Source organism: Methylobacterium nigriterrae (genome assembly GCF_037106235.1).
Lineage (GTDB): Bacteria > Pseudomonadota > Alphaproteobacteria > Rhizobiales > Beijerinckiaceae > Methylobacterium > Methylobacterium nigriterrae.
This window is the reverse complement of the sequence record NZ_JBAWTG010000014.1, coordinates 36,749-55,348: the sequence shown is the minus strand read 5'-3', so window position 1 is coordinate 55,348 and position 18,600 is coordinate 36,749. Positions and strand designations below refer to the sequence as shown.

Genomic DNA, 18,600 nt, shown 5'->3' with positions numbered 1-18,600 from the left:
CGCCCCAGCATATAGGCGGGCCGGGCGGCCGATGCGAATCGGCCCTCAGCCCTGGCCGACCGCCCGCGTCTCGGGAAGCTGCAGCTCGAGCGGGTCTTCGGCGGTGGCGGTGCCGCGGACCGCGATCTCGGCCTGCGCCGCGTAGGCCGCGATCAGGCGCGGCCCGAGCTTCGGCACGTTCGGCCGGCCGGGCTCGGCCGCCTCGCCGGCGCCCGAGACGATGGCGAGCCGCACGGGCGCGCCCGCCCCCGCATCGATCTCGATGGCGATGGTGCAGGCGACGTTCTCGGCCGTGGCATCGAGGCATTCGGCGACGATCTCGGCCACGATCATCCCGAGGGCGTTGGCGGTGCGCGGCTCGACGAAGCCGGTGCCGCGCCCGCTCACCGTCACGCCGATCCGGCCGGCGCGGCGGAGCTGGCCGAGGCCCGAGGCGAGGCGGTGGAGATAGTCGCGCAGGTCGATCGAGGCGATGTGGGGCGCCTCGTGCAGGTGCTGCTGCACCAGCGCGATCGCCCGGACCCGCTGGCCCAGAGCCTCGAAGCTGCCCCGGCAGAGTTCCGGCGCGGCCCGGCCGTAGAGGCCGATCAGGCTCACCATGACCTGCAGGTTGTTGCGGACCCGGTGATAGACCTCCGCCAGCAGGGCCTCCTTCTCGGAGAGCGCCTTCTCGATATGCTCCTCGGCGTGCTTGCGGTCGGTGATGTCGAAGCAGGAGCCGAGATAGCCGTGGAAGCACCCGTCCTCCTCGAGCGGCCGCCCGGTCTCGAGGAGCCAGCGATAGGCGCCGTCGTGCCGGCGCAGCCGGAACTCCACCGTGAAGGGCTTGCGCGCCGCGAAGGCCTCGGAGACGAGGGCGGCGTGGCGCTCGAAATCGTCCGGGTGCAGCCCGCGGCGCCAGCCATCGCCGATCTCCTCCTCGGCGGAGCGCCCGGTGAATTCGAGCCAGCACTCGTTGTGGTGGACCGCCTGCCCGTTCGGACCGGCCCGCCACATCATCAGCGGCACGAAGTCGGCGAAGCGCCGGAAGGCATCGCCGACCTCCAAGCGGCCCGGTGCCGGCCCGTTCGATGGTGTGTCCGCTGCCATGATGCTCCCGATTCGCCCGTTGCTCCTGGCTGATGTGCGCAATGCAGGCGCCGGTCAACGTGCCGAGACCGGCGCCGTTCCGGCCCCGCATGCCGGCCGGCGGATGGGGGCCGACAGCTCATCCGCAGGTTGCATCACGCGCAGCGCGGTCGCGTCCGCAGGCCGGCCGCCCTGCCGCGACCGGCTCGGATCCCGGCGCGGACCGGCCAGGAGCCGCAGGCACCGGGCGGCAGGTCAAGGTCACCAGGCCAAGGTCAGGAGGCCAACGGCCGGAGGCAAGCGCGAGGCTCGGGCCGTCCGCGGCCGGCGGACGGTTTCCAGCGCACCGGCACGGCCCGTGGTCGCGCCGGGCCGCCCGCCCCATATCGACGCCATGGCAGCCCTCGACATCATCCTCCAGACCCTCGACGGCCTGATCGCGGCGGACGACCCGGTCGGGGTCGAGAACGCCGACCGCGCCGTCTGGGACTACCTCTCCGCCTTCGACGGCCTCAGCGCCCAGCAGCGGGCCGCCGACGACCTCGCTCAGGCGATCGAGAGCTGGCCCGTGCGCTCCTCCCTGACGCCGGCGATCCGCGACCTCGTCGCCCGCCACCGGGCGCGGCTGGCCGAGCCGTCGGCTTAAGGTAGTCCGCGCGGATCATGCCATGGCCGGACCTGTCCGCCGTGCCGAGACGGCGGCGGTGCCTGACGGAACCGGGACGAGCGCGGCGTCGAGGGCTCGGAGGGCGCCGCGCGGGCCCACGGAGACGGGCGCCCCTGGCCCGGATCGCACATACAGAAAAAAAGCCGTTCCTAGGTTTTTATGGTTGACAGCGGCGCGCTCCTCGGGTACCTGTATCCCACGCTCCAGAAGTGTGACGAGACGGGCGGAGGCGGAGATGGCACGGCCCGCCCACCCGCCCGAACTGCGCGAGGCCGCCGCGCGGCTCCTGCGGGAGACCGACCGCACCCTGGCCTCGATCGGCGCGGAGGTCGGCGTCGCCAAGAACACGATCGGCACCTGGAGCCGGCGCTTCGGCTGGCGCCTGCCGACCTACGCAAAGGCTCCCGTCCTGGCGCCGGCCCTGTGGCCCGAGGCGCGCCGCGCCGCGCTCGCCCGGCTCTATCAGAACCCGGCGGTCGATCCGGACGATCTCGCGGCGGCGCTCGGCGCCTCGCGTCGGGGCGGGCGCTCGCTGTTCAAGGCCTGCGGGCTCGGCCCGCGCCGGGTTCGGCGCAGGGGATTGCCGCCGGTCCGGGCGGAGGCCGGGCGCACCGGCGACGGGCCGAGCCTGCGCGCGGCCCTGCGCGGCCACGTCGCCCGCCAGATCGCGCTGTTCGATGCCGGCCTCGACGCCGCCCTGCGGGGCGAGGCGCCGGGGGCCACGGATTCGGCGCGGGTCCTGCGCGACCTCGGCGGCCTGAAGCGGATCCTCGACGAGCTGGACGCAGCGGGAGGCGGGCATGCGGGAGGCGGGCTTGCGGGAGGCGGGCTTGCGGGCGGCGCGGCAGCGGACGAGCCCCAGTCCGCCCTCGCCGCCCTCGATTTGCCCGCCCTGCGCGCGAGCATCGCGCGGCGCTATGCGGCGTTCGCAGGCGAGCGGCCGGATGCCGGCCTTCCTGGCGAGCCTGCCGGCCCCGCTGCTGGCGGCGCTGGAGCGTGACTGGCTCCACCTCGCCCGGCCCGACCAGCTGCCGCCCTGCCCCGCCGCGCCCTGGACCACCTGGGCGGTGATCGGCGGCCGCGGCTGTGGCAAGACCCGCACCGGCGCCGAGTGGGTGAGCGCACTGGCGCTCGGCGACCCGGCCTTCACGGAGCGGGCGGTCGGCCGCATCGCGCTCGTCGGCGAGACCCTCGCGGATGTGCGCGAGGTGATGGTCGAGGGCCCCTCCGGCCTGCTGAGCCTGCCGCCCCGCGGCCCGCGCCCGCGCTGGTCCCCGGCCCGGCGGCGGCTCGAGTGGGAGAACGGCGCCGTGGCGCTGGCCTTCTCCGCCGAGGAGCCGGATTCCCTGCGCGGCCCCCAGTTCGGGGCGGCGTGGTGCGACGAGATCGCCAAGTGGCGCGCCCCCGAGGCCGCCTACGACATGCTGCTGTTCGGGCTGCGCCTCGGCGCCCGCCCGCGCAACCTCGTGACGACGACGCCGCGGCCGATCCCGCTGATCCGGCGGCTCATGGCCGATCCCCGAACGGTCGTGAGCCGGGCCCGCACCGCCGACAATGCCGGGAACCTCGCCCCCGCCTTCCTGGAGGAGGTGGTCGGCCGCTACGCCGGCACCCGCCTCGGGCGCCAGGAGCTCGACGGCGAGCTGATCGAGGACCGGGCCGACGCGCTCTGGACGCGGGCCGCCCTCGAGGCCGGCCGCCGCGAGCGGGCGCCGCCGCTCGCCCGCATCGTCGTCGCGGTCGACCCGCCGGCGAGCTCGGGCGCGCGGGCCGATGCCTGCGGGATCGTGGCGGCGGGCAGCGACGGCGGGCGCGCCTACGTGCTCGCCGACGCCACGCTCCGCCGCGCCACGCCCCAGGCCTGGGCCTCGGCGGCGCTCGCGCTCTACCGGCGGCTCGAGGCCGACAGCCTCGTCGTCGAGGTCAACCAGGGCGGCGAGATGGTGGGCGCCGTGCTCGCCGAGATCGACGCGAGCGTGCCCGTGACGCCCGTGCGGGCGACGCGCGGCAAGTACCTGCGGGCCGAGCCGGTCTCGGTGCTCTACGCGCAGGGCCGCGTGCACCATGTCGGCGCGCATCCCGCGCTCGAGGACGAGATGTGCGATTTCGGGCCGGACGGGCTCTCCTCGGGCGCCTCGCCGGACCGCCTCGACGCGCTCGTCTGGGCGGTGACGCACCTCCTGCTGCGGCCGGGGCCCGAGCCGCGCATCCGCCGGCTGTAGGGGCTCAGCCCGCGCCCTCGTCGCGCTCAGTGCGGCCCCTGCCGTTCGGCACGTCGGATACCCAAACCGCGCGATCCCTCGGCGTGGGTGAGGATTCCTGTCCTCGCCCTCATCCAGAGGCGCCGCGCCAGCGGCCTCGAAGGAGGGGTCCAGGACCTGCAGAGCCGCCTTGGAGGGATCCTTCGAGGCCTCCGCTGTGCTCCGGCACCTCAGGATGAGGGCGCGTGCAGGCGAGGAGCTGCGCCCTGCCCCGAGGCCGCGAACCCCTCCCCCCGATCCTCTCCCGCACGGGCGAGGGAGCGCCTCACATCTCTCGTGGAAGGCTTCTCAATGCCGAACCTCCTCGACCGGCTGGCGCGCGCCGCCGGCTACGTGCCGGCTGCCAAGGCCGCTCCGCTCGCGCCCCCCCTCACAGGCCCGAGCTTCGCCCTCTATTCCGAGGGCCGGGCCGTGTGGACGCCGCGGGACGGCACCGCGCTCGCCCGCGAGGGCTTCCAGCGCAACGCGGTGGTGCACCGCGCCGTGCGGCTCGTGGCGGAGGCCGCCGCCGCGCTGCCGCTGATCCTGACGGGGCCGGGTGCCGAGGCCGCGCGCCCGCTCGCCGCTTTGCTCGCCCGCCCCAACCCCCGCGAGGGCGGGGCGCGGCTGATGGAGGCGCTCTACGGGCACCTGATGGTCTCGGGCAACGCCTATCTCGAGGCGGTCGGCCTCGACGGGCGCCCGCGCGCGCTCTACGGCCTGCGGCCCGATCGGATGCGGGTGGTGGCGGGTGAGGACGGCTGGCCGGCGGCCTACGAGTACGGCGTCGGCGGGCGCACGCTCCGCTACGACCAGACCCGCGAGGGCGTGCCGCCGATCCTGCATCTGAGCCTGTTCCACCCGCTTGACGACCATTACGGCCTCTCGCCCATGGAGGCGGCGGCGGCCGCCCTCGACATCCACAACGCGGCCGGCGCCTGGAACAAGGCGCTCCTCGACAACGCGGCGCGCCCCTCCGGCGCCCTCGTCTTCGCGGGCGCGGCGCTGAGCGAGCCGCAATTCGCCCGGCTGAAGGGCGAGCTCGAGGCGAACTACCAGGGCGCCGGCAATGCCGGGCGCCCGCTGCTGCTCGAGGGCGGGCTCGACTGGAAGCCGCTCGCGCTCTCGCCGAAGGAGATGGACTTCGTCGAGGCGAGGGCGGCCGCCGCCCGCGAGATCGCGCTCGCCTTCGGGGTGCCGCCGCTGCTGCTCGGCCTGCAAGGCGACAACACCCACGCCAACTACGCCGAGGCCAACCGCGCCTTCTACCGCCAGACGGTCATCCCGCTGGTGCGCCGCACCGGTGATTCCATCGCCCACTGGCTGGAGCCGGCCTTCGGCCCGGCGAGCCTGGAGCCCGACCTCGACGCGATCGAGGCGCTGGCGCCGGAGCGCGAATCCCTCTGGCGCCGGGTGCAGGGGGCGGACTTCCTGAGCCCGGCCGAGAAGCGGGCGGCGGTCGGCTACGAGCCCTGAGGCCGCCGCGTCGCGGCGGCGGCGGGCTCACGAGCCTGCGCGGCGCCGGGATCAGGATCTCGCATGATTGTCCGGGCCGCTCGCCCCGGCGGCCCGGTCCCACGCTCGAGGAGCCCGCCATGGACGGCCACTTCACCGGCTATGCCAGCCTGTTCGGCGTGCCCGATCTCGGCCGCGACGTGGTGGCGCGCGGCGCCTTCGCGGAGTCTCTGCGGCGGCGGGGCGCGGGGGGCGTACGCCTGCTCTGGCAGCACGACCCGGCCGAGCCGATCGGCCGCTGGCTCTCGCTCGACGAGGACGCGCGCGGCCTCCGCGTCGAGGGCCGGCTCAACCTCGCCGTGCAGCGCGCCCGCGAGGTCGACGCGCTGATGCGCGAGGGCGGCCTCGACGGGCTCTCGATCGGTTTCCGGACCGTGCGGGCGAGCCCCGACCGGGCGGGCTACCGCCACCTCCAGGCGGTCGACCTCTGGGAGATCTCCCTCGTCACCTTCCCGCTGCAGCCCGGCGCCCGCGCCGATGCGGGCGCCGTCCCGCTCGCGGCCGAGATCCGCTCGCTCGCCCGGCGCCTCGCGCCGCGCCGCCGCTGCGCCCCCCTCCCGCGCCCCGCGCCGAAGCTGCGCCCGGCTGCGCGGGCCTGATCCCCACCCCCAGCCGAGAGGCCCCCATGACGCGTCAGCACGCCACCGAGACCGGATCCGCCACCGCCCTCGAGAACAAGGCCGGCACCGGCCGCGAATCCCCCACCGAGGTGAAGGCAGCGCTCGCCGAGCTCGCCACCGCCTTCGAGGCCTTCAAGGAGACGAACGACAGCCGCATCGCCGGGATCGAGGGGCGCCTCTCGGGCGACGTCGTGACGGAGGAGAAGCTCGCCCGCATCGACGCGGCCCTCGACGCCGCCCGCACCCGGCTCGACCGGCTCAGCCTGGAGCGGGCCCGGCCGCCGCTCGCCGGGCCGGAAGCCGTGGGCCGCGACGGGCTCGGCGCCGAGCACAAGGCGGCCTTCGACCTCTATGTCCGGGCCGGCGAGAGCGCCCGGCTGAAGCGGCTCGAGGAGAAGGCCCTCTCGGCGGGCTCGGGCCCCGACGGCGGCTACCTCGTGCCGCCGACGATCGAGCGCGAGGTGCTGCGGCGACTGGCCGCCCTCTCGCCGATCCGCGCCGTCGCCAGCGTGCGGGCGATCTCGGGCGGCCAGTACAAGCGAGCCGTCTCGACGGGCGCCGCCCAGGCCGGCTGGGTGGCCGAGACGGCGCCCCGGCCCCAGACCGACGCGCCCGTCCTCTCGGAGCTCGCCTTCCCGGCGATCGAGCTCTACGCCATGCCGGCCGCGACCCAGACGCTTCTCGACGACGCCGTGGTCGACATCGACGCCTGGCTCGCCGACGAGGTCGAGACGGCCTTCGCCGAGCAGGAGGGCGCGGCCTTCGTGACCGGCAACGGGGTCAGCCGCCCGCGCGGCTTCCTGAGCTACGACACCGTGGCGAACGCGGCCTGGGTGCCGGGCAAGATCGGCTTCGTGGCAACCGGCGCGGCCGGCGCCTTCCCGGCCGCGAACCCGGTCGACGTCCTGTTCGACCTCGTCTACGGGCTGCGCGCCGGCTACCGCCAGAACGCGGGCTTCGTGATGAACCGGCGTGTGCAGAGCGCGATCCGCAAGTTCAAGGACGCGGACGGCAACTACCTGTGGCAGCCGCCCGCCGCCGCCGACCGGGCCGCGACGCTGCTCGGCTTCCCCGTGACCGAGGCCGAGGCGATGCCCGACCCGGCCGCCGGCAGCCTCTCGCTGGCCTTCGGCGATTTCCGCCGCGGCTACCTCGTGGTCGACCGCACCGGCCTGCGCGTGTTGCGCGACCCCTACTCCGCCAAGCCCTACGTGCTGTTCTACACGACCAAGCGCGTCGGCGGCGGCGTGCAGGACCACGAGGCGATCAAGCTCCTGAAGTTCGCCTGAGCGCGGCCGGGGCGGCGTCCGCCCTACCGGCGCCGGGCCGGCCGGGCCATCCAGTCGGCGCGGCCGGCGCGCTCGCGCGGGGCCTCGCTCACCTGCAGGCGGGCGAGCTCGGCGGCGCGCGAGGCGATCCAGCCCGCGTGCTCGCCGATCGGCGTCACCGCGGTGAAGCCGCCGCAGGCGGTGCGCATGCGGGTGTTCTGCTGCATGGCGCCGCTCGACCAGCTCACCACGCCGACGATCTGGTAGCCGCCGGGGCCGCCGCGCAGGATCGGGCCGCCGGAATCCCCGAGGCACGCCCCGGCGCCCGCCGTCTCGGCCATCCGCCGCCGGTCGGTCACCACGGTGACGCGGTTGGCCACCTGCAGCGAGCCGATCGAGACGAGGTGCGCCTGGCGCAGGGTGCGGGCGGTGTTGCGCCGGTTCTCGGCCACGACGCCGAAGCCCGCGATGTCGACGCTCTCGCCCGTGGCGATGGAGCCGCCGCCGCGCGGGTCGAGGGGGAGGAAGTCGGCGCCGAGAGGCTCGGAGAGCTTGATCAGCGCGAGGTCGACGCCGGGCTGGTCCTCCGGCGTGGTGCCGGGCACGAAGTCGGGATGCATCGAGGCGGCCGCCGCGCCGACGCGGCGCGGGCGGAACTGGCGGTCGACCACCACGACGCTGTAGCCCGCCCGGTGCATCACGCAATGGGCGGCGGTGAGCACGAGGTCGGGGCCGATCAGGGTGCCGGAGCAGATCTCGCCCTGCGTGCTCTCGATGCGGACGACCGAGGCGCGCAGGCCGTTCGGGTCCCGCGAGACCTCCCCCTGGATCACGGCCCGCGCCGGCGATGGCAGCAAGGCGGCACCCGCGAGCACACCCGAGAACGCACCGAGGAACGCCTTGCGGAGGGGGCTCACCAGCATCTGTCTCTCCCGCATCCGGCCGTGCGCCGGGGCCAAGGCCCGAGAAGCGTAACGTAAGCCAATCGACCGGCCAAGCTCTGGTTCCCACCGGCGCGGCGGGCAGAAGGCCACAGCCCGTCCACAGGGCTGTCTACCGAGATTCGGGGCTACTCCCAGCTGGCGCCGCGGCCCCAGGCAGCGAGCGTGCGGTCGAGCCAGTCCCGCTGCGGCCCGACGAGCACGCCCTGCGAGACCGCCCCGCAGGCGCCCCCGCCGACCCAGGCGGAGACCGCCAGCACGGCGCCGGAGGCCGTCGCGATCGGGCCGCCGGAATCGCCCTGGCAGGCGCCGGCCCGGCCCGATCCCGGCTTGAGCCAGACCAGGATGCGGCTCGGGCCGTACGGCTCGACCACGGGAAGCGCGACGGACCGGAAGGTGCCGGTGGAGCGCGCCTCGCCCGGCCGCGCCGCGCCGTAGCCCGAGAGCGTCAGGCTCTCGCCGGCCCGCGGCATCGCCGCGCTCAGGGTCGCGGCGGCAAAGCGCGGCGGCAGCGGCGTCGCGGTGCGCAGGAGCGCGAGGTCGATCGAGCGCCGCCGCCCCGCGATGGCGCCCGCGTCGTAGCCCGGATGCACCGCGCGGGCCGCGAGCGCGACGAGCACCGGCTGCCCGGCCTCGTCCCGGAAATGCACCCGGTGCTCGGCCGGGCCGGCCGCGCAATGGCCGGCGGTGAGGACCGTGTCGGGCGCCAGCACCACGGCGCTGCAGACCCCGCCATTCGAGGACAGCACCATCACGCTGGCGCTCGCCCCCTCGGGCGCCTCGCGGCCCCCGATCACGGCCGCGGCCGGCCCGGCCCCGCCCGCGAGCGACAGGGCCGCCGCGGCCGCGCGGCAGGCCCGGCCAAGAGACGAGGCCCCGCCAAGAGACCAGGCCCGGCCGGGAGACAAGGCCCGGCCGGGAGACCGGGCCCGGCCGGCACGAGTCAGCAGCATCCCTTGTCCCTCCCCGCGCGCCCGGAGGCCCGCCATGAATCCCGCCATGAATCCGGCAACGAACCCTATCGCGAGCCCGATACGCGTGGAGGCGCCGGGCGTCGAGCCGGTGAGCCTTGCCGAGATGCGCGCCTACCTGCGCCTCGATCCCGACGACGGCGGCGCCGAGGACGCGCTGCTGGCCGCGCTCGTCGCCGCGGCCCGCGCCGCCCTGGAGCGGGAGACACGCCGCATCCTCGTGCCCGGCCGCTTCCGGCTGACGCTCGCGGCCTGGCCGCCGGGCGGCCGGCTTCCCCTGCCCCTCTGCCCTGTCACCGCCCTCTTGCGCGCCGGCCTCGCGGGACCGGACGGCGCGCTCGAAGAGCTCGCGCCCGGCCTCGTGCGGCTCGGCGGGGACGCTTTCGAGGCACCCTGTCTCCTGGTCGACCCGGCCGTCCCCCGCCTTGATGGGCACCGGGCGATCGTCGAGGTCGCGGCCGGCTTCGGCGGAGACGGGCCAGCTCTGCCCGAGCCGCTCGGCCTCGCCATCCGGCGCCTCGCCGCGGGCTGGTTCGAGCATCGCGGCGACGAGCCGGGCGGAGCAGTGCCGCCCGACGTCGCCGCGCTCGCCGCCCCCTTCCGGCGCCTGCACCTGTGAGCGGCCGCGCCGGCGCGACCGGAATGCCGCCCGCCCAAGCCAGGATCGATCCCATGACCAACGCGGCGGCACAGGCCCGTCCCCCGATCGGGGCGCGGCGACGGCGGTTCGTGCTCGAACGCCCGGTCGACGAGCCGGACGGGTTCGGCGGCACCTACCGGCGCTACGTGGCGGGGCCGCTCCTCTGGGGGGCGATCGAGCCGCTCGGCGCGGGGGAACGCCTGCGCGGCGGGCGCGCCGAGAGCGTCGCCAGCCACAGGATCACCCTGCGGGCCAGGCCCGGTCTCGCGCCCGACATGCGGCTCGCGGCCGGGCCGCGCCGCTTCCTGATCCGGAGCGTCGAGGAGCTGGGCCCGCGCGGCCGCGACCTCGTCTGCCGGGTCGAGGAGATGGAGGCCGCCGCGTGAGCCCGCCGACCTCGCCCCAGGCGCCGACCTCGCCGCCGCCTTCGCCGTCCTCGCCGCCGCCCTCGCCGCTCTTGGCCATGCGGGCCGCGATTCTGGCGCGGCTCGCCGCGGATCCCGCGCTCGCCCGCGTGATGGGCGGGAGCGCGCGCCTCTACGACGAGCCGCCGCGCGGGTCGCTGCCCGTCTACGCGCTGTTCGGGGACGCGGAGATCCGCGACGCCTCGGTCGACGGCGCCGAGCGGCACGCCCACACGCTCGCCCTCGTGGTCTTCGCCCGGCCCGGCTCCGCCCGCACCGCGGTCGACGCGGCCGACCGCATCGCCGCGCTTCTCGCCGGGTCCGACCTCGCGCTCACGGGCCACGCCCTCGTGACGCTTCGCGTCGCGGCCCTCGCGGTGACCCGCGACGCGCGCAGCGGCGAGGCCCGCGCCACCCTCACCCTCGAGGCCGTCACGGAGGCGGCCTGAACCCAGCGGAGCCCGCCATGACCGCCCAGAAAGGCAAGGACCTCCTCATCAGGGCCGGCACCGGCGCCGGCGGCTTCACGGCGGTGGCGGGCCTGCGCGCCCGCCAGATCGCCTTCAACGCCGAGACCGTCGACGTCACCAACGCCGATTCCGCCGGGCGCTGGCGCGAGCTGCTGGCGGGCGCCGGGGTGCGGCGCGCCGCGATCTCGGGCTCCGGCGTGTTCCGCGACGAGGCCTCGGACCTGCGCCTGCGCCAGCTCTTCTTCGACGGGGCGATCGAGACCTTCCAGATCGTGGTTCCGGCCTTCGGCACGATCGAGGGCCCGTTCCAGATCACCAGCCTCGAATATCGCGGCGACCATTCCGGCGAGGTGACCTTCGACATGGCGCTCGACTCGGCCGGGGCGCTGGCCTTCACGGCCTCGTGAGGAGCCGCCCCATGGCGAACAGCAGGCGCGGCGAGGTGCCGCTCGATCTCGGCGGCAGCCGCTACACCCTCTGCCTGACGCTCGGGGCGCTCGCCGAGCTGGAGGCGGCCTTCGACGCGCCGGACCTCGCGGGGCTCGCCGCGCGCTTCGCGGCGGGGCGGCTGGCGAGCCGCGACCTGATCGCGATCCTGGGCGCGACCCTGCGGGGCGGCGGCCACGACCTCGACGACGCGGCGGTGGCGAGGCTGCCGCTCGCCGGCGCCCTCGAGCCGGTGGCGGAGGCGCTCGGCGCCGTCCTCGTCGCCGCCTTCGGGGAGGCCGAACCGGACCCTACCCCGCCACGGGACGGGGCGCCCGGGGAGCAATCCCCGCCTTCCCGTGGGACGACGCGCTGAGGCTCGGCCTCCATGGCCTGCGCTGGCGCCCGCAGGATTTCTGGCGCGCGACGCCCCGCGAGCTCGCCTGGGCGGCGGGGCTTCCGCGGGAGGGCGCGATGGGGCGCGGCGACCTCGCCCGGCTCATCGCGGACTTTCCGGACAGGTGACGCGGCGCCGACCTCATCACCTCTCCCGTGCGGGAGAGGTCGAGTCCGCGAAAGCGGACCGGGTGAGGGGTGCGACCTCTCCGGATGAACCTGAACCCTCACCCTGTCCCTCTCCCGCACGGGAGAGGGGACCTGCGCTCGATCCGGCCACCCGCGGCTGGGTCGGGCCGCACGTCCCCGCAGCTCGCACACAGGCAAGATCCGACCATGGCCGACGATCTCGACCGCGCCAACGCGGCGCGCATCAAGCAGCTCGATACCCTCGACCGGCTCGCCCAGCGCTTCGGCCAGAGCCTGTCCTCGGCGCTGGCCCGCAATCTCGGGGCCGGGCGCCAGCTCGACAGCGTGCTCGGCTCGCTCGCCACGCGCCTGTCCGGCCTCGCCGTGAAGGCGGCGCTGAGCCCGGTGAAGCAGGGCATCGCGAGCCTCGTCAACGGATTGCTGAGCACGCCCTCGCTCGGCGGCGAGAGCAGCTTCGCGCGGGGCGGCGTGATCGCGTCCGGCCGGGTGCGGCCCTTCGCGGAGGGCGGGATCGTGGCGGCGCCCACCTACTTCCCGATGCGCGGGGGCGCCGGCCTGATGGGCGAGGCCGGGCCCGAGGCGATCCTGCCGCTGCGGCGCGGCAGCGACGGGCGCCTCGGCGTGGCGGCGGGCGCCGCCGGACGGCCGGTCGCCGTCACGGTCAACATCGCGACGCCGGACGTCGCGGGATTCCGCCGCTCCGAGGCGCAGGTCGCCGCCGCCCTCGCCCGCGCCGTCGCCCGCGGCCAGCGCGCGCTCTGAACCCCGGAGCTGCCCCGATGCCCGCCGACTTCCACGAGGTCCGCTTCCCCCTCGACGTCAGCCTGCGCGGCAGCGGCGGCCCGAGCCGGCTCACCGAGATCGTGACGCTGGCCTCGGGCCGCGAGCACCGAAACAGCCGCTGGGCGGATTCCCGCCGCCGCTACGATGCCGGCTTCGGCATCCGGACCCTCGACGCGCTGCACGCGGTCGTGAGCTTTTTCGAGGAACGGCGCGGGCGCCTCTACGGCTTCCGCTACCGCGACCGGGTCGATTTCCGCTCGGGCCCGCCCGGGCGCGTGATCGCGCCGACGGACCAGCCGCTCGGCACGGGCGACGGCGCCGCGCGGGCCTTCGCCCTCGCCAAGATCTACGGCGGCGGCGGCCCGGCGCCCTACCGCCGCGCCATCGCCAAGCCCGTGGCCGAGACCGTGCGGGTCGCGGTGGCGGGCCGGGAACTCGCGCGGGCCGAGTTCGCCTGCGAGGCCGCCACCGGGCTCGTGACGCTCGCCGCGGCCCCGCCGCCCGGCGCGTTCGTGACGGCCGGGTTCGCGTTCGACGTGCCCGTCCGCTTCGACACCGACGAGCTGACCGTGAACCTCGAGGCCTTCGCGGCGGGCGAGATCCCGCGCGTGCCGCTCGTCGAGATCGTGCCCAGAGCGCGGGAGGAGACCCGATGCGCGACCTGCCTCCCGCTCTCGCGGCGCGCCTGGGCGGCGGCGCCACGACGCTCTGCCATTGCTGGTCGCTGCGGCGCCGCGACGGCCTCGCTCTCGGCTTCACCGACCACGACCGCGACCTCCGGATCGCGGGCCTCACCTACGCGGCCCGGACCGGACTCGAGGCCGCCGAGGCGAGCGCGGAGCTCGGCTTCGCGGTCTCGGGCGGGGAGGTGGCCGGCGCGCTCTCCGCCCTCGGCCTCACCGAGGCGGACGTGGCGGGCGGCCTCTACGACGGCGCCGCCGTCGAGACCTGGCTCGTCGACTGGTCGGAGCCGGAGGCGCGCCTCCTCCTCGACCTCGGCACGATCGGGGAGATCCGCCGCGCCGGCAACGCCTTCGTGGCGGAGCTGCGCGGGCTGATGGACCGGCTCGACGAGGAGCGCGGGCGCAGCTACCGGGCGACCTGCGGGGCGGATCTCGGGGACGCGCGCTGCCGCGTCGACCTCGCCGGCTTCCGCACCGCCGGAACGGTCGCGGGGCTGCCGGGGCCCGGGACGCTGGCGGTGGCGCTCGCGGGCGCCTTCGCGGACGGGCTCTTCACGGGCGGGCGGCTCGCCTGGACGACGGGGGCCAATGCCGGGCTGGCGATGGACGTGCGGGCGCAGGCCGGCGACCTCCTCGAACTCTGGGAGGCGCCCCCGCGGCCCGCGGTGCCCGGCGACGCCTTCGCGCTGAGCGCGGGCTGCGACAAGCGGCTCGCCACCTGCGCGGGCACCTTCGCCAACGCCGCGAACTACCAGGGCTTCCCGCACCTGCCGGGCAACGACTTCGTGCTGCGCCAGGCCCCGGGCTCCGGCCCCGGCCTCGACGGCGGCAGCCTGTTCCGCTCAGGGACCGCCTGAGGATCATTGAAGGAGGGTCATGCCATGGCGCGGCGCGGGATCGGCCCGGACGAGATCGTGGCCGAGGCGCGGGGCTGGCTCGGCACGCCCTACCGGCACCAGGCCTCGCTGAAGGGGGTCGGCTGCGACTGCCTCGGCCTGGTCCGGGGCGTCTGGCGCGGTCTCCTCGGGCCCGAGCCCGAGGCCGCCCCGCCCTACTCCGCCTCCTGGGCCGAGTCGGCGCCGCCGGGCAGCGACCCGCTGGCGGAGGCCGCCCGGCGCAACCTCGTGCCCGTCGAGACCGCGCTCACCCGCTACGAGCCGGGGCCGGGCGATGTCCTGCTCTTCGCCTTCCGGGCCCACCTGCCGGCCCGCCACTGCGCCATCGCGACGGGCGCGGCCCGGATGATCCACGCCCATGACGGGGCCGCGGTGACCGAGGTGGCGCTGACGCCCTGGTGGCGCCGCCACCTCGCGCACGCGTTCCGGTTCCCCGGGACGGCGCCGCCGGACGGGTGAGCCCGCCTGCCTTCCGCACTGCACCGCAACGCCCGGAGCCCGCCATGGCCACCCTGATCCTGTCGACGGCGGGGGCTGCGGCCGGCACGGCGCTCGGCGGCCCCGTCGGCGGACTGATCGGGCGGGCGGCCGGCGCCGTCGCCGGCTCGCTCGCCGACGGCGCGCTGCTCGGCGGCCGGACGCCCGCGCGCTTCGTCGAGGGGCCGCGGCTCGCCGACGTGGCCGGCCTGACCTCCACCGAGGGCGACCCGATCCCGCGGGTCTACGGGCGGGCCCGGATAGGCGGCACCCTGATCTGGGCGACGCGACCGCTCGAGGTCGCCAACACCTCGGTCGAGCGCGCCTCGACCGGCGCCAAGGGCGGCGGCGGCCAGAAGACCGTGCGGACGGCCTACGCCTACTACGCGAACCTCGCGATCGGCCTGTGCGAGGGCGAGATCGCCTTCGTGCGGCGCGTCTGGGCGGACGGGCGCGAGGTCGACCTCACCGCGCTGACGCACCGGGTCCATGCCGGCGGGCCGGACCAGGAGCCCGACCCCCTCATCGTCGCCAAGGAGGGGGCCGACCGGGCGCCGGCCTACCGGGGCCTCGCCTACGTGGTGTTCGAGCGCCTGCCGCTCGCCGATTTCGGCAACCGGGTGCCCCAGTTCGCCTTCGAGGTGGTGCGGCCGGTGGCGGGGCTTGCCGGCATGATCCGGGCCGTGGATCTCATCCCGGGCGCCAACGAGTTCGGCCTCGACCCCGACCTCGTCACCGAGGATGCGGGCTTCGGCCTGAGCCGGCCCGCGAACCGCTTCCAGCTCCAGCGCGCCACCGACGTCGTCGCCTCCCTCGACGCGCTGCAGGCGCTCTGCCCGCGGCTGGCCCAGGTCTCCGTCGTGGCGTCCTGGTTCGGCGACGACCTGCGGGCCGGCCGCTGCACGGTGGCGCCGAAGGTCGACCAGGCCGGCAAGGCGACCCGCGGCGACGTCTGGTCCGTGGCGGGCCTCGACCGGGCGCATGCGGGCGTGGTCTCGCGGGCGCCGGGCGGCGGCCCGGCCTATGGCGGCACGCCCTCCGACGCCGGCCTCTTCCGCCTCGTCGCCGACCTCCACCGGCGCGGCCTCAAGGTCGTGCTCTATCCCTTCGTGATGATGGACGTGCCCCACGGCAACGCCCTGCCCGACCCGCGCGACCCCGCGGCACCCGGCCAGCCGCCCTATCCCTGGCGCGGGCGCATCACCTGCTCCCCGGCCCCCGGCATGCCCGGCAGCCCAGACGGCAGCGCGGCGGCCCGGGAGCAGGTCGCCGCCTTCTTCGAGGGACCGCTCGGCTTCGCCCGCATGGTCCTGCACTACGCCGATCTCGCGGCCGGCTGGGCGGCGGCGGGCGTTCCGCTGGCGGGCTTCATCGTCGGCAGCGAGCTGATCGGTCTCACCCGCGTGCGGGACGAGGGCGGGCGCTACCCGGCGGTCGCGGCGCTGGCCCGGCTCGCCCGCGCGGTGCGGGAGCGGCTCGGCCCGAGCGTCAAGCTCGTCTACGCCGCAGACTGGACCGAGTACGGCGCCCATGTCCGCGACGGCGGCGCCACCATCCGCTTCCCCCTCGACGACCTCTTCGCCGACCCGGCGATCGACGCCGTCGGCATCGACTACTACCCGCCGGTCACGGATTGGCGCGACGCGCCCGACCACGCCGATCTCGGGCTGGCGCGCGAGATCTACGACCGCGCCTACCTGACGGACCGGCTCGCCGCCGGCGAGGCCTTCGACTGGTTCTACGCCTCCGAGGCCGACCGCCGCACGCAGGCGCGCGAGCCCATCACGGACGGCGCCTACGGCAAGCCCTGGATCTACCGGCCGAAGGACCTCGTCGGCTGGTGGTCGAACCGGCACGTGGAGCGCGACGGCGGCGTCGAGACCCGCGCGACGGCCTGGCAGCCCTTCGGGAAGCCGATCTGGCTCACCGAGATCGGGGTGCCGGCCGTGGACAAGGGCACGAACGGCCCGAACGTCTTCCCCGACCCGAAATCCTCCGAGAACGCCGCGCCTCCCTTCTCGCGCGGCGCCCGCGACGAGCTGATCCAGCTGCGCGGCCTCGAGGCGATCCTGTCGCGCTTCGACCCGGAGGCGGCGGGCCACGATCCCGTCCGCAACCCGGTCTCGCCGGTCTATGGCGGGCCGATGGTGGCGCCGGACGCGATCTTCGTCTGGTGCTGGGATGCGCGGCCCTTCCCCGCCTTCCCCGACTACGACACGGTCTGGGCCGATGCCGGGAACTGGCGGCTCGGCCACTGGATTACCGGGCGGATCGAGGGGCTCGACCTCGACAGGCTGATCGCCGCGATCCTCTGCGACCTCGGCATCGCGGCCCCCGCCCGGATCGAGGCCTCGGCCTATCTCGACGGCTACGTCATCGACCGCCCCCTCTCCGCCCGCGCCGCGCTGGAGCCGCTCGCGCAGGCCTACGGGCTCTCGGTTTCCGCGGTGGCGGGCACGCTGCGCTTCCGCGGCCCCGGCCGCGACGCGCCCGAGCCGATCGCCGAGGCCGACCTCGTGCGCCGCCGGCCCGACGAGGCCCCCTTGAGCCTCGTGCGCGCGGAGGAGAGCGCCCTGCCGCGCAGCCTCGAGATCGGCTTCACGGATTCGGAGAGCCCGGAATACCGCCGGGCGAGCGCCGCCGCGATCCGGCCGGCCGGGGCGCGCCGGCGCGAGGCCCGGGTCGAGGCCGCGATCGTGACCCGCCGCGAGACCGCCGAGGCTCTGGCGGAAGCGCGCCTCGACGGCGCGATCGCGGGGCGGGACGGCGCGAGCTTCACGCTGAGCCCCCGCCGGGTCGACCTCGAGCCGGGCGACCTTCTGGCGCTGCCGGCCGATGCCGGCCTGCACCGGATCGCGCGCATCGCCGACAGCCCGGCCGGGCGGCGGGTCGAGACGCAGGCGGTGCCCCTTCACGGCCGCGCGCCGGCGCGCCGCGGGCTTCCGGCCGTGCCGGCCCGGCCCGCCCTCTCGGCCTTTCCCGGGCCTCCCTTCGCGCTCGCCCTCGACCTGCCCGTGGACCGGGGCGAGCCGACGCCGCTGCAATACCTCGCGGTCGCGGCCGAGCCCTGGCCCGGCGACGTCGCGGTCTGGCGCGCGGACGGGCCCGGCGCGCCGCTCGCGCTCGACCGGCTCGTCGACTATCCGGCCTGCCTCGGCGAGACCCTGACGGCGCTGCCGCCCGGCCCGCTCTGGCGCTTCGACCGCGCCGCCCGGCTCGAGGTGCGCCTGCGCAACGACGGCGCGCTCGGCGCCGTCGGGGAGGCGGCGGCGCTCGCCGGCGGCAACCTCTTCGCGGTCCGCGCGCCGGACGGCACGGTGGAGATCCTGTCGGCGGCGGGCGCCGAGATGGCGGGGGCGGGCACCTGGCGCCTGACCCGGCTCCTGCGGGGGCTTGCCGGCAGCGAGGCCGCGGCCGGCCGGGCCGCGCCGGCGGGCAGCCTGATCGTGCGCCTCGACGACCGCGCGGTGGTGCCGCTCGTCGAGCGCCTGGACGAGGTCGGCCGCGCCTTCCGCTACCGGATCGGGCCGGCCGGCCGCGACCCGGCCGACCCGCTCTTCACGGAGATCTCCGCGAGCGCCGGCCTCGTCGCGCTCACCCCCCTGAGCCCCGTGCACCTGCGGGCGCGGCGCGGGCCCCAGGGCATCCGCCTGAGCTGGACCCGCCGGGCACGGCGCGCCGGCGATGCCTGGGAGCCCGTGGATGTGCCGCTCGACGAGCCGGAGGCCTACGCGGTCGATCTCTTCGCGGGCGACGGCCGGCTCCTGCGCGCGCTGACGGCCTCCGCCCCGAGCCTGCTCTACGCGGCCGCCGCCGAGGTCGCGGATTTCGGGACGCCCCAGAGCGCTCTCACGGTCGCGGTGGCGCAGGTCGGCACCGTGGCGGGACGCGGGCCCTCCCGCCGGGCCCGGCTGCCGGTGCGGGCGGGGTGAGACGCCGCCGGATCCGTTTCCCCACCGCACCCGCTCCCACCCACGGCCTCCCG

19 protein-coding genes and 1 pseudogene are annotated in these 18,600 nt (G+C 76.4%); 17 read left to right on the top strand and 3 right to left on the bottom strand.

Annotated features, from left to right (window positions below):
• Positions 1-45: 45 nt before the first annotated feature.
• Positions 46-1,089, bottom strand: coding sequence for a sensor histidine kinase (locus WDW90_RS10390; RefSeq protein ID WP_336487306.1), 1,044 nt, complete (start codon positions 1,087-1,089; stop codon positions 46-48).
• A gap of 337 nt (positions 1,090-1,426) precedes the next feature.
• On the opposite strand from WDW90_RS10390, the gene WDW90_RS10385 reads away from it, so the two are divergent.
• The 6 genes from WDW90_RS10385 (at position 1,427) to WDW90_RS10360 (ending at position 7,399) form a co-directional block, all read left to right on the top strand.
• The gene (locus WDW90_RS10385; protein WP_336487305.1) at positions 1,427-1,714 is read left to right on the top strand and encodes a hypothetical protein; all 288 of its coding nucleotides are present in this window, start codon (positions 1,427-1,429) and stop codon (positions 1,712-1,714) included.
• A gap of 256 nt (positions 1,715-1,970) precedes the next feature.
• A complete protein-coding gene (locus tag WDW90_RS10380; RefSeq protein ID WP_336487304.1) occupies positions 1,971-2,735 on the top strand; it encodes a hypothetical protein in 765 nt (254 codons plus the stop codon).
• A complete protein-coding gene (locus WDW90_RS10375) occupies positions 2,680-3,957 on the top strand; it encodes a DNA-packaging protein (protein WP_336487303.1) in 1,278 nt (425 codons plus the stop codon). Before WDW90_RS10380 ends, WDW90_RS10375 begins: the two co-directional genes overlap by 56 nt.
• Before the next feature lie 330 nt (positions 3,958-4,287).
• Positions 4,288-5,451, top strand: coding sequence for a phage portal protein (locus tag WDW90_RS10370; RefSeq protein ID WP_336487302.1), 1,164 nt, complete (start codon positions 4,288-4,290; stop codon positions 5,449-5,451).
• Positions 5,452-5,570: 119 nt separating this feature from the next.
• Positions 5,571-6,089: an HK97 family phage prohead protease gene (locus WDW90_RS10365; RefSeq protein WP_336487301.1), complete on the top strand. Its 519-nt coding sequence runs from the start codon at positions 5,571-5,573 to the stop codon at positions 6,087-6,089.
• A gap of 26 nt (positions 6,090-6,115) precedes the next feature.
• Entirely contained in the window at positions 6,116-7,399 is a 1,284-nt protein-coding gene (locus WDW90_RS10360; RefSeq protein ID WP_336487300.1) for a phage major capsid protein, read from the top strand.
• 23 nt (positions 7,400-7,422) lie between these two features.
• On the opposite strand, the gene WDW90_RS10355 is transcribed toward WDW90_RS10360, so the two are convergent.
• Both WDW90_RS10355 and WDW90_RS10350 read right to left on the bottom strand, forming a co-directional pair.
• Positions 7,423-8,301 (bottom strand): S1 family peptidase, encoded by an 879-nt coding sequence (locus WDW90_RS10355; RefSeq protein ID WP_336487299.1) that lies wholly within the window; start codon positions 8,299-8,301, stop codon positions 7,423-7,425.
• A 146-nt stretch (positions 8,302-8,447) separates the two neighbouring features.
• Positions 8,448-9,272, bottom strand: a complete 825-nt coding sequence (locus tag WDW90_RS10350) for a S1 family peptidase (RefSeq protein WP_336487298.1) — start codon at positions 9,270-9,272, stop codon at positions 8,448-8,450.
• Between the two features lie 34 nt (positions 9,273-9,306).
• Here WDW90_RS10350 and WDW90_RS10345 point away from each other — a divergent pair, with 34 nt between their 5' ends.
• The 11 genes and pseudogenes from WDW90_RS10345 to WDW90_RS10295 all read left to right on the top strand — a co-directional run bounded on the left by WDW90_RS10345 (position 9,307) and on the right by WDW90_RS10295 (position 18,547).
• The gene (locus tag WDW90_RS10345; protein WP_336487297.1) at positions 9,307-9,909 is read left to right on the top strand and encodes a head-tail connector protein; all 603 of its coding nucleotides are present in this window, start codon (positions 9,307-9,309) and stop codon (positions 9,907-9,909) included.
• A 53-nt stretch (positions 9,910-9,962) separates the two neighbouring features.
• Entirely contained in the window at positions 9,963-10,316 is a 354-nt protein-coding gene (locus tag WDW90_RS10340) for a head-tail adaptor protein (RefSeq protein ID WP_336487296.1), read from the top strand.
• A 77-nt stretch (positions 10,317-10,393) separates the two neighbouring features.
• A complete protein-coding gene (locus WDW90_RS10335; protein WP_336487344.1) occupies positions 10,394-10,783 on the top strand; it encodes a DUF3168 domain-containing protein in 390 nt (129 codons plus the stop codon).
• A 17-nt stretch (positions 10,784-10,800) separates the two neighbouring features.
• A complete protein-coding gene (locus tag WDW90_RS10330) occupies positions 10,801-11,211 on the top strand; it encodes a phage major tail protein, TP901-1 family (RefSeq protein WP_336487295.1) in 411 nt (136 codons plus the stop codon).
• Positions 11,212-11,222: 11 nt separating this feature from the next.
• Positions 11,223-11,606 (top strand): gene transfer agent family protein, encoded by a 384-nt coding sequence (locus tag WDW90_RS10325; protein ID WP_336487294.1) that lies wholly within the window; start codon positions 11,223-11,225, stop codon positions 11,604-11,606.
• Positions 11,576-11,755 (top strand): phage tail assembly chaperone, encoded by a 180-nt coding sequence (locus WDW90_RS10320; protein ID WP_336487343.1) that lies wholly within the window; start codon positions 11,576-11,578, stop codon positions 11,753-11,755. Before WDW90_RS10325 ends, WDW90_RS10320 begins: the two co-directional genes overlap by 31 nt.
• Positions 11,756-11,962: 207 nt before the next feature.
• Positions 11,963-12,538 (top strand): phage tail tape measure protein, encoded by a 576-nt coding sequence (locus tag WDW90_RS10315; RefSeq protein ID WP_336487293.1) that lies wholly within the window; start codon positions 11,963-11,965, stop codon positions 12,536-12,538.
• Positions 12,539-12,555: 17 nt separating this feature from the next.
• Positions 12,556-13,191, top strand: a pseudogene (locus tag WDW90_RS10310) (phage distal tail protein, Rcc01695 family); the annotation flags it as partial.
• A 20-nt stretch (positions 13,192-13,211) separates the two neighbouring features.
• Positions 13,212-14,099 (top strand): DUF2163 domain-containing protein, encoded by an 888-nt coding sequence (locus tag WDW90_RS10305; protein WP_336487292.1) that lies wholly within the window; start codon positions 13,212-13,214, stop codon positions 14,097-14,099.
• A 24-nt stretch (positions 14,100-14,123) separates the two neighbouring features.
• Positions 14,124-14,597: an NlpC/P60 family protein gene (locus tag WDW90_RS10300; protein ID WP_336487291.1), complete on the top strand. Its 474-nt coding sequence runs from the start codon at positions 14,124-14,126 to the stop codon at positions 14,595-14,597.
• Between the two features lie 44 nt (positions 14,598-14,641).
• Positions 14,642-18,547: a baseplate multidomain protein megatron gene (locus WDW90_RS10295; protein WP_336487290.1), complete on the top strand. Its 3,906-nt coding sequence runs from the start codon at positions 14,642-14,644 to the stop codon at positions 18,545-18,547.
• The last annotated feature ends 53 nt before the right edge of the window (positions 18,548-18,600 follow it).